Annotated in this window: 11 protein-coding genes; 7 read left to right on the forward strand and 4 right to left on the reverse strand. The window is 33.3% G+C overall.

The genetic code is table 11. The features are described 5' to 3' along the window. Positions 1–31: 31 nt before the first annotated feature. The gene (locus KHA98_RS10695) at positions 32–1168 is read right to left on the reverse strand and encodes a glycoside hydrolase family 26 protein (RefSeq protein WP_213257921.1); all 1137 of its coding nucleotides are present in this window, start codon (positions 1166–1168) and stop codon (positions 32–34) included. A 305-nt stretch (positions 1169–1473) separates the two neighbouring features. On the opposite strand from KHA98_RS10695, the gene KHA98_RS10700 reads away from it, so the two are divergent. The 7 genes from KHA98_RS10700 to KHA98_RS10730 all read left to right on the forward strand — a co-directional run bounded on the left by KHA98_RS10700 (position 1474) and on the right by KHA98_RS10730 (position 12520). After that, entirely contained in the window at positions 1474–2352 is an 879-nt protein-coding gene (locus tag KHA98_RS10700; RefSeq protein WP_213257922.1) for an AraC family transcriptional regulator, read from the forward strand. A 314-nt stretch (positions 2353–2666) separates the two neighbouring features. Beyond that, on the forward strand, positions 2667–5858 hold the full coding sequence (locus tag KHA98_RS10705) for a SusC/RagA family TonB-linked outer membrane protein (protein WP_213257923.1): 3192 nt from the start codon (positions 2667–2669) through the stop codon (positions 5856–5858). Between the two features lie 13 nt (positions 5859–5871). Further along, positions 5872–7470, forward strand: coding sequence for a RagB/SusD family nutrient uptake outer membrane protein (locus tag KHA98_RS10710; RefSeq protein WP_213257924.1), 1599 nt, complete (start codon positions 5872–5874; stop codon positions 7468–7470). Between the two features lie 19 nt (positions 7471–7489). Continuing rightward, on the forward strand, positions 7490–8527 hold the full coding sequence (locus tag KHA98_RS10715) for an IPT/TIG domain-containing protein (RefSeq protein ID WP_213257925.1): 1038 nt from the start codon (positions 7490–7492) through the stop codon (positions 8525–8527). 97 nt (positions 8528–8624) lie between these two features. Continuing rightward, positions 8625–9857 (forward strand): glycoside hydrolase family 27 protein, encoded by a 1233-nt coding sequence (locus tag KHA98_RS10720; RefSeq protein ID WP_213257926.1) that lies wholly within the window; start codon positions 8625–8627, stop codon positions 9855–9857. A 9-nt stretch (positions 9858–9866) separates the two neighbouring features. Then, complete coding sequence (locus KHA98_RS10725; RefSeq protein WP_213257927.1) at positions 9867–10832, forward strand: glycoside hydrolase family 5 protein; 966 nt, start codon at positions 9867–9869, stop codon at positions 10830–10832. Between the two features lie 614 nt (positions 10833–11446). Beyond that, positions 11447–12520, forward strand: coding sequence for an outer membrane beta-barrel protein (locus KHA98_RS10730; protein ID WP_213257928.1), 1074 nt, complete (start codon positions 11447–11449; stop codon positions 12518–12520). Between the two features lie 357 nt (positions 12521–12877). Here KHA98_RS10730 and KHA98_RS10735 read toward each other — a convergent pair whose 3' ends face one another. Genes KHA98_RS10735 through rimO form a run of 3 tightly spaced genes read right to left on the reverse strand, consistent with a single transcriptional unit; the run spans position 12878 to position 15723 of the window. Next, a complete protein-coding gene (locus KHA98_RS10735) occupies positions 12878–13783 on the reverse strand; it encodes an N-acetylmuramoyl-L-alanine amidase (RefSeq protein ID WP_213257929.1) in 906 nt (301 codons plus the stop codon). 34 nt (positions 13784–13817) lie between these two features. After that, on the reverse strand, positions 13818–14369 hold the full coding sequence (locus tag KHA98_RS10740; RefSeq protein WP_213257930.1) for a hypothetical protein: 552 nt from the start codon (positions 14367–14369) through the stop codon (positions 13818–13820). Between the two features lie 40 nt (positions 14370–14409). Then, positions 14410–15723, reverse strand: a complete 1314-nt coding sequence (rimO, locus tag KHA98_RS10745; RefSeq protein WP_213257931.1) for a 30S ribosomal protein S12 methylthiotransferase RimO — start codon at positions 15721–15723, stop codon at positions 14410–14412. Positions 15724–15831: the final 108 nt, after the last annotated feature.

Consider the following 15831-nt stretch of genomic DNA (forward strand, 5'->3'; position numbering starts at 1 on the left):
CGTTCTTTTTAAGGATTTTAATTTGGATAATTTATTTTAAGGCTTTCTGAAGGTCTTTTTCAAATAAGGTTTTATCAAGATTATAAAAATCGATAAAATCTTTTTCGCTTACTTGTCCGGAATAAGGAACATAGTAATGCATTTTTTGTTCTTTTTCCTGCCAGCCGTGGTTTCTCCACAATAAAACATAAGATATTTTATAATCACCAATAGCATTGTTTAAAGTTCCTGTCCACCATTTTGGGTCCGGAATTGCTTCATATCCAGCTTCGGCAATGGCAATTAATTTGTGTTTTTCTACACCAATTTCATTAATAATTTTAAGTTGTTTTTGCACTTCGGTTGTAAATTTCTTACCGTCTTTGTCATCAGTATTCTGATAACTGTCAAAGCTTAAAATATCGGCATATTCATCACCCGGATATTGATTCAGAAAATCTTCTTTAGAACTGAAACTGCCTGTATTGTAGATGTAAATTAAATTATGAACTCCTTTTTTTTGCAAATATTCGAAGGTAAATTTCCAGATTGCTTTAAATTCCTCTGGAGTTGCGTTTCCTTTTCCCCACCAGAACCAGCCTCCGGTAAGTTCATGATAAGGTCTGAAAAGTATTGGAATGTTTTTTCCTTTTTTATCTTTTAAGGACAGAAAGAAATTTGATGCTTTATCAAGCCATGAAGTGAATTTTTTATGATTTTCTCCTCCCGGTAATATTGTATTTATAGCATTTGACGTATTATCCCATGCATTTTTTCCTGTTGCAGGATTGTCAAAATGCCAACTTATAGTTGAGATCCCGCCTCTTTCATTTGCTTCCTTTATATATTGTTTCATTTTATCAAAAGGAACGCCGTCTATATTATTAACGTCGTCTTTTTCAAGACCAGCAATATCCCATCCATAAATAGCCGGATAATCTCCAGTAACTTCTTTTACATCGCTTTTTCCTTTTTCATATTTCCATTTTACGCCATAAGCAAGGTCGTCCTGATGACCAAAAAGATATCCTTTTTGAGTTAATAGGTTCAGCTTTTTATAAAGTGCAACTGTTTCAGGTGTTGCTTTTTTATCTGAAAGTGACAAATTAGTATCAGTGGTAATTGTTTTGGAAGAACATGATGTTCCTATAAATACGGCTGCTATAAGGGTAAATATGTTTTTTTTCATATGGTATTTATGGTTGTGGTTAAGTCTAAAATACACTAAATCAGTTATTTTTAATGTGTTTTTTACACTTTATTTTTCAATCGAAAATTTGTTACTGTTTTCTATATAAAATTATTAAAACTTTAAAAAGATATTCTATAAAAAATGATTAATGTTTATTATTAATACCGTTTTTAGAAAATTGATAATTCTATTTTTCAAAGATAATTGGATGTTTATCGTCTAATTAATATTATTTTATCAATTATATATCATATTATTGCAATTCAAAAATCACCTAATAGTATATTAAATAGTATTTCAAGATGAGCAGTGCTAAAAATTTTTATAGAGAAATAGCGCCACTTTCAAGTGGAGATAGTTTTTTGGTTTTCGACAGAGTGAAAGATAGTTTTGATTTTCCGGTGCATTATCATCCGGAATTTGAGATCAATTTTATTCTAAACGGAAAAGGAGTGAAGCGTGTTGTTGGAGATAATATAGAAGAAATTGACAGTGTTGAATTGGTTTTAATTGGTCCAAATTTATATCACGGATGGGAATTGAATAAGTGTACGAGCAAAAAAATTCATGAGATTACCATTCAGTTTCATAATGATTTATTTCATGAATCTTTATTGTCAAGACGAATTATGAATCCGATTCGGGATATGTTTAATCGTTCAATTCACGGGATTTTATTTTCTAAAAAAGTGGCAGAAGAGTTAACACCAAGGCTTGTGAGGCTTTCTAAATTGGATGGTATGGACTACTTTCTGGAAATTACTTCCTTATTATATGATCTGGCAAATTCCAGAAACCAGCGTTTGCTTTCTACTTATACAGTAGATTATGATACGTTTGATGATTATGATAAAATGAAATTGGTTTATGAATATGTTCAGAAAAATTTTGCAGACAAAATCACTTTAGAGGATGCTGCAAATGTGGCGAGCATGTCGATAATTTCATTTAACCGATTTATTAAAAAACGCACCGGAAAAACTTTTGTCAATTATATTAATGATATCAGAATTGGGTACGCGGCTCGTTGGCTGGTTGAAAAAGACATGAGTGTTTCTGAAGTAGCTTTTAAGTCAGGTTTTAATAACATTGCAAACTTCAATCGTAGTTTTAAAGCTATTAAAAATTGTACTCCTAGTCAATATAGAGAAGATTTTTCTGGATTAAAGCGTATTTTATAGTGATACTTTTTTTGCACAAACAAATATTATTTTTAACGAAAACGTTTGCTTTTGCCTCATTCGTTCGTTTTTATTTATAATTTGTAGTGATTTTATAGTGTGTGATTGCGAAATACGCAATTTTTATTGGTTTTTATTTTCATATGTGTTTTTTTAAAACGTTATAGTAAAAATATTATCATTAAATGATATAATACTATCGATTTGATGTTTTGTTCTGTTATAGATTTGTTAAATAATTTAGAAAATAAATCACACCCTTTTTTATTACTTGATTATGAGTAAAACAAATTTAAACTAACCAAACATTTATTATGAAAAAACTAATGACTAACTTTATTCATTGGAATGCTAACCACAGAGCAGTTCCTTTGATTTTATTCTTGTTACTGACTAGTAATTTTATTACTGCTCAGGTAAAAGTATCAGGAGTAGTATCTGATGATAAAGGAATGACAATTCCTGGCGCCAACATTTCTGTTGTTGGAACCAAAACTTCAGCCTCTACAGACTTTGATGGTAAGTATACAATTGATGCTCCTGCAAATGGAACTTTATTAGTCTCCTTTATTGGATTTGATTCTCAAAAAATAGCCATTTCTGGCAAAACAAAAATTAATATCTCTTTAAAATCAAGTTCAGAAGACTTAAAAGAGGTTGTTGTAATTGGTTACGGAACTCAGAAAAAGAAGGATGTAAACGGTGCAATATCTTCAGTAAAAGCTGCAGATATTGAAAATTTAAAACAGGTTTCTATAGATCAGATGCTTCAGGGTAAAGCGGCTGGGGTTTCGGTTACGAATAACTCCGGACAACCTGGTGGCGCGGCATCTGTAAGGGTACGTGGAACGACATCTATTACTGGAACAAACGAGCCTTTATATGTAATTGACGGTGTGCCAATTTCTGGAGATGCAACAGGTAAATCGACTAGTGGCCAGACTTTGGTTGGTAAGGATGGATTTTCATCTTCAGGAGGAAGCGGAAATAATGCTATGAGCCCATTGTCTATGATTAATCCAAATGATATCGAGTCAATGGATATTTTGAAAGATGCTTCGGCTACGGCAATTTACGGATCAAGAGGTGCAAATGGTGTAATTATTATCACTACAAAATCAGGTAAAAAAGGAACAGGTAGAATTGCTTACGAAAACTACACTTCGTTTTCTTCTGTAACAAACAAACTAGATGTTTTGACTTTACCGGAATATGCTACTTTAAAAACTAATCTGGCTAAATTATGGGGATATCAGACGCGTCAGGAATTTTCTCATCCTGAATTATTAGGACCTGGAACAAACTGGCAAGATGAGGTTTACAGAACTGCAATTTCTAACAGTCACCAATTATCATTTTCTGGAGCTAAAGACGGAACAAGTTATTATTTGTCTGGAAGTTATTTAGATAACGAAGGAACAATCATTAACTCTGGATTAAAAAGATATACAGTAAGATTGAATTTGGATTCAAAAATTAAATCTTGGTTAAGAATAGGAGGAAATCTAACAGGAGGTATTACAAATGAAAAAATCACAGTGAATCAAAGTTATTCCGGATTGATTTCGAATACCTTATTGCAATCACCAGATATCCCGGTTAGAAATTCTGACGGAACTTTTGCAGGACCTCCATCATCTGAGCAAAGTGTAACGTATTATAATCCGGTTGCTGAGGCTTTGACCAGAGAAAATAAATTGGTTAGAAAAAATTTCTTAGGAAATGTTTATGCGGAAGCTGAGATTGTTAAAGGTTTAAAATACCGTTTAGAAATTGCAGCCAATACTGAGTTTTCTGATAATAGTGATTTTAGACCCTCTTATGCTTGGGGAAGCCAGGTTAATTTATTAGCAGATCTTGATGTAAGAAGTCAGAATTGGTATTCGACCAATATCAAAAATTTATTGACTTACGATAAAACTATCGGAAAACATAAATTTACAATCCTGGCAGGTCAGGAAGCAAATGATTCTCACTGGGAGGGTTTAGTTGCATCTGCACAAGGTTTTAAAACCAACTCCATTCATACTATTAATTTAGCAGATGTTGATAATAATACGATTACACAATATAAAGGTAGTGCTTCACTTTCTTCCCTTTTTGCTCGTGTTATTTATGACTTTAATGACAAATACAGTATTACGGCTTCAATCAGACAAGACGTTTCTTCTAAATTTGACCCGACAACAGAGAATCAAAAAGGAGTTTTTAATGCGATTTCAGGTTCTTGGAGATTATCTAGTGAATCTTTCATGGAAGGAACTCGTAAATATGTAGACAATATTAAATTTAGAATTGGTTACGGTGAAACTGGTAATCAACAAATTCCAAACAATAGTTATTCTGCAATGTTAGGAGCTCAGAATTCAGGATTAGGAAGCGGATTTTTACCTTCAAATTATCCAAATCCAAATTTAGTTTGGGAATCATTAAATCAAACTAACTTAGGTATTGATTTTACAATGCTGAATAATAAACTTTCTGCAAGCTTTGATGTTTACGACAAAAAATCTGAAGGTTTCTTATTTCAGGTTCCATTACCATTATACTTAACAGGTGGCGGAGGTCAGTATGGGGGAATTTCTGCGCCTTATTCTAATTTGGGTACAATGAGTAACAAAGGTTATGATTTAACTATTGGTTATGACATGAGATCTACTGGTAATTTTAACTGGAATGCATCAGCAGTTGTTTCACATTATAAAAATAATCTTGATGAAATTGCCAACGGAATTGTATTAACACAGGAAGTAAATACTAACGGATATCAGCCGGTTGTTGTTACTAATACGACAATTGGAAATCCTATTGGATTGTTCTACGGATATAAAACAGACGGTATCTTTAAAGATCAGGCTGTTTTAGATAAAGCGCCATTGCAATTTGGTCAGCCAGTTGGAACAGGTGCAGGAGAAACGGCTCTTGGAGATGTAAAATATGTGGATACTAATAAAGATGGGAAAATTGATGCAAGCGATAAAACGTATATCGGAAACCCACATCCAAAATTTACGTACGGTTTTACAAACAACTTTAAATACAAAAACATTGATCTTTCTATTTTTCTTCAGGGATCATATGGAAATGATGTAATGAATTTGACAAGAAGAGGTGGAACAACAAATGCATCTTTATATGATAATCAGTTAGTAGAAGCTCTTGATTATTATTCGTCTACAAATACAGCAAGTAATAATCCTAGACCAATTGCAGATGCATCAAATAATAACTTGCTTATTTCTGATCGTTATGTTGAAGACGGATCTTATTTAAGAATTCAGAATATAACACTAGGATATTCATTACCTCAGGATGTTATTTCAAAATATAAGATTTCAAGATTAAGATTGTACGGATCTGCTCAGAACTTATATACGTTTACGAATTATTCAGGTTACGATCCGGAGATTGGTTCATTTAATCAAAATGTGCTTTTATCAGGAATTGACAACGGAAGATATCCGGTTGCCAGAACGTTTTTAGTTGGACTTAACCTAGAATTTTAAAAATTAAAGAAAAATGAAAAAGAAATCTTTTTTAAATAGATATAGTTTGCTTCTTGTAGCAGCAGCATTTCTGACTTTTGGATCGTGTCAGGATGATTTTACAGACAGACCTTCTGAAGATGGTATTAGTTTAGATTCGTATTACAGCACAAACGATCAGGTGGCATCTGCAACAAATGGTATGTATAGCAGAACCTGGTTTCAAATGTATAACAAGTTTTGGTGGGCGCTGGAAGTTGGTTCCGGAAATATGTATTCTGGTTCTCCCGATGTAAGCGGATTAAGAACATTCTCTTTAAACGGAAGTGATCCTGAATTGGTAAACGGATGGTCGTCTTTATGGGCAAATGTGCAGCAATCGAACATGATTATCAACTTTTTGGCTGCCAGAGTTGGGCCGGCTGTTGATAAAAGTGTTTTAGATAATACAATGGGAGAAGCTTATTTTCTTAGAGCGACTGCTTATTTTGATTTAGTTAGACTTTGGGGGCCGGTGCCAATTATCGAAAACCCGCTTGATTATACAAGTAACCCTTATGTAAACACGAATAACGTTGCAGATATTTATAAATTAATCACAATGGATTATTTAAAAGCAATTGAATTATTAGCAGCTAAAAACAGAGGGACTAATTATGCCAGTAACGGACATGTTTCTAAAGGTTCTGCAAAAGCAATGCTGGCAAAGGTGTATTTGTATCAAAAAGATTATGCAAATGCCAGAGCAATGGCTGAAGCGGTTATAAATAGCGGTGAATTTAAGCTTTTAGGTGGTGATTTATTGCCAGGAAAAAGTTTTGCAGATTTGTTTACATATCCAAACAATAATAATGAAGAATCTATTTTTGCGATTCAATGGAAAGGTGATGGTAATTATGGATCTGCAAACAACTGTAATACACAATTTGGATTTGCAGATGGTACATTATCAACTTCTAATGCATCGTATGCAGGAGTTTTTGGACCAAGTCAGGATGTAATGCTTTCTTTATATGGAGAAGGAGATTTAAGAAAACATGAAACAGTAATGGTTGGTGGAGATACTTACCCAAATATTAAAACAACTCTTGGGGTTGGTTTAACGGTTCCAACTGGTAAAGATTTAGCACAGGGTTCCGGCGGAGCGATTAAAAAATATTGTATTGGTGTTGTTAACGGAAATGCAACTGGTCAAATTGACGGTTGGGCTATGATGGATAATAATTCGTATGTAATGCGTTATGCGGAGTTATTGTTGATTCATGCTGAGGCTGTTTTAGGTTCAAATGCAAGTACTACAGATGCTGCTGCTTTGAGTTCAATTAATGCAGTTAGAAAAAGAGCAGGTTTAGCAAATCTAACTTCAATAACTTTTGATGATATCTTTTTAGAAAGAAGAAAAGAATTGTGTTTTGAAGGTGATTATTGGTTCGACTTAGGGCGTATTGATAAAAATAAAGCAATCGCAATTATGACAGCTCAAAATAGAGGTGACAGATATGCCGAGCGTCATTACACACCAATTTACAGTGAAGATCATGCTACAAATGACTTCTATATGGATTATCCGGATAACGAGGTAGCTAAAAACCCTAAGTTGTTGCAAGCACCGGTTCCGTATACTTTTAAATAATTTCTAAAATTTGACTAAAATGAAAAATATAAAAATAAAATACCTTTTGCTAATTATAATGGCAGTTATGGTACTAGGTGTGTTTTCTTCCTGCGACAGCAATGACTCGTCAGATAGTAGCGGAGGAGCACCTGTAATTACAAGTGTAGCATTGTCTGAAGAAGGAGATTTAGTTCCGGTTACGCTTGGTGATCCTAAAAATTATTATATCATTCAGGGAACTGGGCTTTCGACAGTAACAAAAATCTATTTTAATGATTTTGATACTTATTTCAATCCGACATTGGTTACAGATACTGCAATATTTGTTTTGATTGATGAAAAAACACCTTATGCAAATTCCAGTAACAAATTAAAATTAGTTACCAAACAAGGAACAGTTTTGTATGATTTCGTTGTTGCTCCGCCAACACCTAAATTTGATAGTTTTAATTCTATTAATGCGGCCGAAGGAGACGTTGTTACCGTTTATGGAGATTATTTCCTGAATCCAACAGTAAAAGTAGGAACTGTTGATGTACCGGTTATTTCATCTACTTTGACACAAATTAAATTTAAAATGCCTGCTAATGCAACAGATAAATATGTATCGGTTACTAATATTTCGGGTACAACAAGTTCTCAGGAAGCAATTGGTTCAGCATTGTATGATGATATTCTACAAGGTGATGCAGGACATTGGATGTGGGACGGAAAAGATACTTTTGATACGAACTTTAAAGATGATAAAGTTCAGGGTGAAGCAGCAATTAAATTTGTTTTTGGCGGATGGAATGGAGCAGATATGAAGTTTAATTCCAGAGATATATCAAAATACAAAGCATTCAGAGTTAAAGTAAAAAGTGTTTCTACAAATACAGCAGCTAGTATTATATTTGTTTTTGGAGGTTGGGCTTATCAAATTAAAAAGCCGTTAACATCAAAATGGACAACAATTGAAATTCCATTTTCTGATATCGGAAACCCAACGACTTTCGACCAGTTAACATTACAGGAATCTGGAAGTTTTGGAGGAAATACAATTCTTATGGATGACATGGGATTTGTTTTAAAATAAAAAGCAGTTATTTATTTTGAGTTATGTTTGAAGTATTCCCTAATCTACTCAATTAGGGAATACTTTTTTTGTATAATTAATTATTGAAATTTTAATGATGAAAAAGATTATTTCGCTAGTGATTTTGTTTGTGTCAGGTTTAAGTTTTGGACAAGGAAATACACACAATCAAACAGGAGGAAAATTTGAAGGTTTGGCTATGACTCCGCCTATGGGATGGAATTCATGGAATACTTTTGCTACCAATATTGATGAAAAACTGGTAAAAGAAACCGCAGATATCATGGTTTCATCGGGTTTGGCAGCAGTAGGTTATAATTATATTGTGTTAGATGATGGCTGGATGACCAAAGAGCGTGATGCAAATGGAGATTTAGTTCCTGATCCGGTTAAATTTCCTAACGGAATGAAAGCTGTAATAGATTATGTACACAATAAAGGTTTAAAATTTGGTTTGTATAATTGTGCCGGAACTCAAACCTGCGCCGGCTATCCCGGAACTCGTGGTTATGAATATCAGGATGCTCGCTTTTATGCTAAACTCGGAATTGATTTTCTTAAATACGATTGGTGTAATACAAAAGGAATTACCGCTCCGGAAGCGTATACTACAATGAGTAATGCTCTAAAAACGGCAGGAAGACCAATTGTTTTCAGTCTTTGCGAATGGGGAGACAATCAGCCATGGGAGTGGGGTAAACCGGTTGGAAATCTTTGGAGAATTTCCGGAGATATTTATCCTTGCTTTGATTGCGAGTTTAAACATCCGGAAAACTGGTCTTCTTGGGGATTTATGAAAATTGCCGAAATGCGAAAAGACATTCGTAAATATTCAGGTCCCGATCATTGGAATGATTTTGATATGATGGAAGTAGGAAATGAAATGAATGACACAGAAGATAAAGCTCATTTTGCAATGTGGTGTATGCTCGCTTCTCCTTTATTTACAGGAAATGATTATAGAAAAATGTCTAAAGAAACGCTGGCTATTTTAACAAACAAAGATTTAATTGCTATAAATCAGGATAAATTAGGGATTCAGGGTTTTAAATATGCGGCAGAAGATGGACTGGAAGTTTGGGTAAAACCATTGACTGATGAAAATTGGGCGATTACTTTCTTAAATAGAAGCGATGTTTCTAAGAAAATAAATTTCGACTTTAAAAAGAATACTATTAAAGATGCTGATTTTGGTTACGACGCCGATTTTAATAAAGTAACCTATAGAATAAAAGATCTTTGGAAGAATAAGGAGGTTGGAACAACTAAAAAGAGTTTTATTTCAGAACTTGCTTCTCACGATGTAATTACAATTAGATTAATTCCTTAAATCTTAAATATGAAACCAAAAGCGATATTTTTTACTGTTGCATTACTATTTAGTATTTGCATTCTGCAAGCACAATTTGTAAAGAAACATGGGCAGCTAAGTGTTAGCGGAACACAATTAGTAGATAAAAATAATGAGCCAATTGTTTTACGAGGTTTAAGTTTTGGCTGGCATAGTATGTGGCCACGATTTTATAACGAAAAAGCAGTTAGTTGGTTAAAGAAAGATTTTAATTGCAATGTTGTTCGTGCAGCAATGGGAATTGAACTTGGAGAGTATTCTTATATGAAAGATCCTCAATTTTCTAAAGAAAAAATTGAAGCGGTTATAAATGGAGCAATAAAATCAGATATTTATGTAATTATCGATTGGCACAGTCATAATATTAACCTCAAGGAAGCAACAGCTTTTTTTGATGAAATGTCTAAAAAGTATGCAAAACATCCCAATATAATATATGAGGTGTTTAATGAGCCAGATTATGAAACCTGGTGGGAAGTTAAAAATTATGCCGAGGAAATAATTCAGGTAATTAGAAAAAACGACCCAAATAATATTATTTTGGTAGGCTGTCCGCATTGGGATCAGGATATTGATCTTCCTGCTGCAGATCCAATTGTTGGGTATACTAATATAATGTATACCATGCATTTTTATGCAGCTACACATGGCAAAGAATTAAGAGACAGAACAGATGCCGCAATAAAAAGTGGTCTTCCTGTTTTTATTTCTGAATCTGCCGGAATGGAAGCTTCTGGTGATGGTCCGTTAAATATAAAAGCGTGGCAGGATTATATTGATTGGATGGAAGCTAAAAAACTCAGCTGGATTACATGGTCGGTTTCAGATAAAGAGGAAACTTGTTCAATCTTAAAAAAATCTGCGAAATCAGAAGGGAAATGGAAAGATGATGATTTGAAAGAATCAGGAATTAAAGTACGCGAGTTTTTAAGAAAGTATAATGCACAAGAGTAGATAATAAATAGTTTTATATGATAAAGCCTGTTCAGAATATGAACAGGCTTTTTTTTTAAGATGATATAAAATTGATTGTTTGCAATTGAAATGTCATAGTTATAGAGTGTCTGTTAGCAATTGGTTTTGAATCTATTTTTGTAGGAATTTTTACAGTTTGAAATTTGTTTTATGGCTGTATGGTTAATTTAAAGTGCTATTTTTTAATTTTTGTATTTTTTGATTACACCCCTATAAATTTTAGGGGTTATGCTGTTTTAAAGTTTGTTTTATTGGTTAAATAGGGCTTTTTTTGAATGTAAATTTACTTTTAGTATTGTTTTTTGAGTTTTAAAGGCGTTTTTGTGTTGTTGATTTTTTAAAAATGATTCGGTATTAATGTCAAATAAAGATTATTGATGCTTTAATTTTTGTAATCCATAATTCTGCATTCAAAATGCCAAAAAAGTAGTTTTCGATTATTCTACTCATACAAAAGTTAATAAATTCGCTAATGAAAATGAAGAGGTTTTAGGGAGAGATTACCGGTTTTAGAAGTAACAATTTGCTATTTATTGAAGATATATAAAGATTAACTAACCAAAATCAAATAATAACCAAAAACCAATTTACACATGAAAAAAGTATTACACATTTTAGCCGTAATGTTAACGAGTTCTTTTGCTTTTGCCCAAGAAGATAGTGAAACGTCAACTTCTCCGGCAACAACCTGGGGCGGATCAGCGGATGCTTACTATAAATATGATTTTTCTAAACAAATGAATGGATTAACGAGCTTTACCAACTCTCAGGATTCATTTGAATTAGGAATGGCATCTGTAGAAGCGGGGCATACCTTCGGGAAAGCTTCTGTTTTTGTAGACTTAGGATTCGGGAAAAGAGCAGGCGAATTTTCATATAATGAAACAACAGATAAAGATATAAATGCTAAATTTTTAATTAAACAATTATTTTTCACTTACCAGGTAACAGATAAATTCAAAGTTGTTGCAGGTAGTTTTGGAACACATATAGGATATGAAGTTTTGGATGCCGTAGATAATAAAAACTACAGTATGTCTTATGCTTTCTCATACGGGCCATTTTTTAATACCGGAGTAAAAGCACAATATACTTCAGGGAAATTTACCGCTATGTTTGGTATAACCAATCCAACAGATTTTAAATCTGCAATGGATGCCGGATCTAGTCAAAAGACATATATCGGACAAGTTGGATATATTGGTGATACAGGAAGTGCTTATTTGAACTTTACATCAGGAAGCAGTAACCCGGCATCAGATGAAAACAAAACGCAGATAGATTTTGTAGCATCAAAAACGCTGAATGATTCATTTGCTTTAGGTTTTAATGCAACTTATGCAAAAACTAAAAATGATTTTGATAGTGTATTAGATGGTGAATGGTTTTCATTAGTAGGATATGCAAACTATACATTTAATCCATCGCTTTTATTAGCCTACAGAATGGAATATTTTGATGCTAAAGATGCTGCGCCAAGTTTAGGTACTTTAACAGGTTCTAATGTTTTTGCAAATACAGTTTCTTTAAATTATAAAGTTGGAAAATTGACTATAATACCAGAATTAAGATACGACGCTGCTTCTGAAGATATCTTTTTAGATAAAGATGCATTGCCAACCGGTGGTTCGTTCTATGCCTTAATTGCTACAACATACTCTTTCTAGAGATAAAGATTGATATTTTTTTTTTTTTTTGGAGCTGTCGAAACATACTTATGTTTTGGCAGCTTTTTTATTTGTTTCAAGTTTCAAGTTTCAAGTTTGATGGTGATTTGTTTTCTTTTGTAGAGACACACAGCAGTGCGTCTTTTTACTGTGATAAAGAATTTGTCTTTCCGGAATCAAGATCTTGAAATGGCACGGAGATGACGCGGATTAAACTGGTTAGCACAGATGCAAAAAAAACAGCGATAATCTGTTTAATCCGCGTCATCTGTGTGCTATTAAATAGTAGGATAAAGGGAATAAAAAAAAGAGGCTGTTCATTAAAAACAGCCTCTTGTATATTTTTTTACAGAATTACTATTGAACCTGTTTTTTGTAAATCGAATAAATAGTATCAATCGTTTTTCTATCTAAAGTTGCAGTTGCATCGGTTTGAATATAATGCAATTTGAAAGCCTGAATCGCTGCCGAAAGATTCTTGGTGTTATAACCAATAATTCTCAAAGCAGGCTCAATTTTAAAATCAAAAGGAGCTTCTTCTAAAACTTCATCCGGCCAGATGCCAAATCCTTTTTCTGCTAAGGTTTTCCATGGAAATAAAGCGCTTGGATCTTGTTTTCTTCCCGGAGCAATATCAGAATGTCCCAATATATTTTGAGTTGGAATGTTGTAATCTTTTTTCAGTTTTGTTAAAAGAGCAACTAAGCTGCTTATTTGTGTTTCAGTAAAAGGTTTAAAACCATTATTGTCAAGTTCAATTCCAATTGAGCTTGAATTGATGTCTGTGTTTTTCCCCCATGTAGATGCACCTGCGTGCCAAGCTCTTAAATAATCATTTAGCATCTGAACCACTTTTCCATTTTCGGAAATTATATAATGGGCACTAACCTGTGTTTTGGTTTTTGTAAATGTATTTATAGTTTGTTTTAGAGAATCCTGAGCTGTATGATGTATAATAATAAAGCTAGGTTTTCTCAGATTGAAATTAACAGTTCCAATCCATTCGGTATTTATACCATTCAATAAAAGAGTCGAACCCGTTTTAGATAACGTGTCTTTTACAATTCCCAGTTGTTGCGCGTAAGTAGTATCAATAACTACCGGACTAATTGCAGGAATAGGTTGTGGTTCTTTACTTGTAATCTGACCTTCTAGTGTTTTAAGCTGCTGATCGTAAGCTTTTTCGGTGGTCTTGTATGGATTTGTTGAGCAAGAAGTAATGACAATTGCTAAAATCAAATAACTAAAAAGTCTTTTTGCCATGATTTTTTTTATTTAAAGATGGGGTTAAAAACAATTATTCTTTTGGTGCTTCTGTTTCTTGTTTTGCTTCTTCTTTGTTCTCTTTAGAGTCTTTTTTCTTTTTTGACTTAGGCTTTTTGATTTCTTTTAAATCAGCCATAAAATTCGTGTATTTTTCTACCTGATCAGGATTTAAAAAAGCAGTTATCTTTTTAGTAGTACTTTCTCTTAAAGCTTTAATTTGTTCGATTTTTTGATCCTGACTACTACTTTCGTTTTTTAATAAAATACCTTGTTCTCTTAAACTGTCAGCCAAAACATTTGAAATTGCAATAGCCTGAAGTTCATCAAGATTTACTACAGGTTTCATCTGTTCAACAATCATTCCGGCTGTTTCTTCAACAGGAGTTTCTTTAGGTTTAGCTTGTGATCCTTGCGGTTGCTGACCTGGAACCATACTTCTGTCCATTCCGCCGCCTCTTCCGTAGCCACCGCCGTATCCTCCGCCGCCATATCCATTATTATATCCGTTTCCATATTGTGCCGAAGCAGCATTGAAAAAGAATATGGTAAAAACCAAAAGAAATAAAGATTGAGTAGGTTTCATAAAAGTATGATGTCTTAAGTTAACAATTGTTTAGGTAAATTTAAGCAGGTTCTCCGTATAAATCAAATTCTGTAGCCTCAATTATCTTGATATTAACAAATTCGCCCGTTTTTACGTAATGTTTAGAAGCATCAATCAAAACTTCGTTGTCAACATCAGGGCTGTCAAATTCTGTTCTACCTACAAAATGAGCACCTTCTTTTCTGTCGATGATACATTTGTAAACCTGTCCAATTTTTTCCTGATTTAAATCCCATGAAATTTGCGATTGCAATTCCATGATTTCATTTGCTCTTGCTTGCTTAACATCGTCCGGAACATCATCTTCTAATAAATAAGCATGCGTGTTTTCTTCATGAGAATAAGCAAAACATCCCATTCTGTCAAACTTCATTTCCTGAACAAAATCTTTCAATATTTCAAAATCCTCCTGCGTTTCTCCAGGATATCCAACAATTAAAGTAGTTCTGATTGCCATTCCTGGAACAGCAGCTCTAAAATCTTTTAATAATTGAGTTGTTTTTGCCTGAGTTGTACCACGACGCATCGATTTCAAAATAGAATCTGAAATATGTTGTAATGGAATATCAATATAATTACAAATTTTTGGTTCACGTTTCATCAATTCTAAAACGTCCATCGGGAAACCAGTTGGGTAAGCGTAATGTAAACGAATCCATTCGATACCTTCAACTTTTGCCAATTCTTCCAAAAGTTCTGCAAGATTTCTCTTTTTGTAAATGTCAAGACCATAATAAGTTAAATCCTGAGCAATTAAGATTAATTCTTTTACGCCATTTTTAGCTAAACCTTGCGCTTCTTTAACTAATTTTTCAATAGGTTGAGAAACGTGAGAACCTCTCATTAAAGGAATTGCACAAAAACTACAGGGTCTGTCGCAACCTTCGGCAATTTTAAGATAGGCATAGTTTTTAGGAGTTGTAGTTAAACGTTCTCCCAAAAGTTCATGTTTGTAATCTGCTCCTAATGCTTTTAATAGTTGAGGTAATTCAGTTGTACCAAAATATTGATCTACATTCGGAATTTCTTTTTCTAGATCTGGTCTGTAACGCTCAGATAAGCATCCAGTTACGAAAACTTTATCTACAAGACCTTTGTCTTTTTTATCAGCATATTCCAAAATCATGTTTACTGATTCCGCTTTTGCGTTATCAATAAAGCCACAAGTGTTTATTACGATAATGTTTCCTTCTTTTTCTGCAGGAGCTTCATGTTCAACTTCTTTTCCATTAGCACGCAGCTGTCCCATAAGGACTTCACTGTCATATACATTTTTCGAACATCCAAGAGTGATGACGTTAATTTTGTTCTTTTTTAAAGACTTGGTTCTCATACTTTTATAAATTGGAGTGCAAAATTACACTTTTTTATTCAAACACCGCTTATTTAGGTTTCTTTTAGGTGTTTTTTGTATTGCTATTTCCTTTGTTTGTTGTGTTTT

Origin of the sequence: Flavobacterium branchiicola (assembly GCF_018383905.1) — a bacterium.
GTDB classification, from domain to species: Bacteria; Bacteroidota; Bacteroidia; order Flavobacteriales; family Flavobacteriaceae; genus Flavobacterium; species Flavobacterium branchiicola.

Coding starts and splice junctions, on each gene's coding strand:
- KHA98_RS10700 (WP_213257922.1), top strand. CDS start 1,474: ATGAGCAGTGCTAAAAATTTTTATAGAGAAATAGCGCCACTTTCAAGT.
- KHA98_RS10730 (WP_213257928.1), top strand. CDS start 11,447: ATGAAAAAAGTATTACACATTTTAGCCGTAATGTTAACGAGTTCTTTT.
- rimO (WP_213257931.1), bottom strand. CDS start 15,723: ATGAGAACCAAGTCTTTAAAAAAGAACAAAATTAACGTCATCACTCTT.
- KHA98_RS10710 (WP_213257924.1), top strand. CDS start 5,872: ATGAAAAAGAAATCTTTTTTAAATAGATATAGTTTGCTTCTTGTAGCA.
- KHA98_RS10695 (WP_213257921.1), bottom strand. CDS start 1,168: ATGAAAAAAAACATATTTACCCTTATAGCAGCCGTATTTATAGGAACA.
- KHA98_RS10725 (WP_213257927.1), top strand. CDS start 9,867: ATGAAACCAAAAGCGATATTTTTTACTGTTGCATTACTATTTAGTATT.
- KHA98_RS10740 (WP_213257930.1), bottom strand. CDS start 14,369: ATGAAACCTACTCAATCTTTATTTCTTTTGGTTTTTACCATATTCTTT.
- KHA98_RS10705 (WP_213257923.1), top strand. CDS start 2,667: ATGAAAAAACTAATGACTAACTTTATTCATTGGAATGCTAACCACAGA.
- KHA98_RS10735 (WP_213257929.1), bottom strand. CDS start 13,783: ATGGCAAAAAGACTTTTTAGTTATTTGATTTTAGCAATTGTCATTACT.
- KHA98_RS10715 (WP_213257925.1), top strand. CDS start 7,490: ATGAAAAATATAAAAATAAAATACCTTTTGCTAATTATAATGGCAGTT.
- KHA98_RS10720 (WP_213257926.1), top strand. CDS start 8,625: ATGAAAAAGATTATTTCGCTAGTGATTTTGTTTGTGTCAGGTTTAAGT.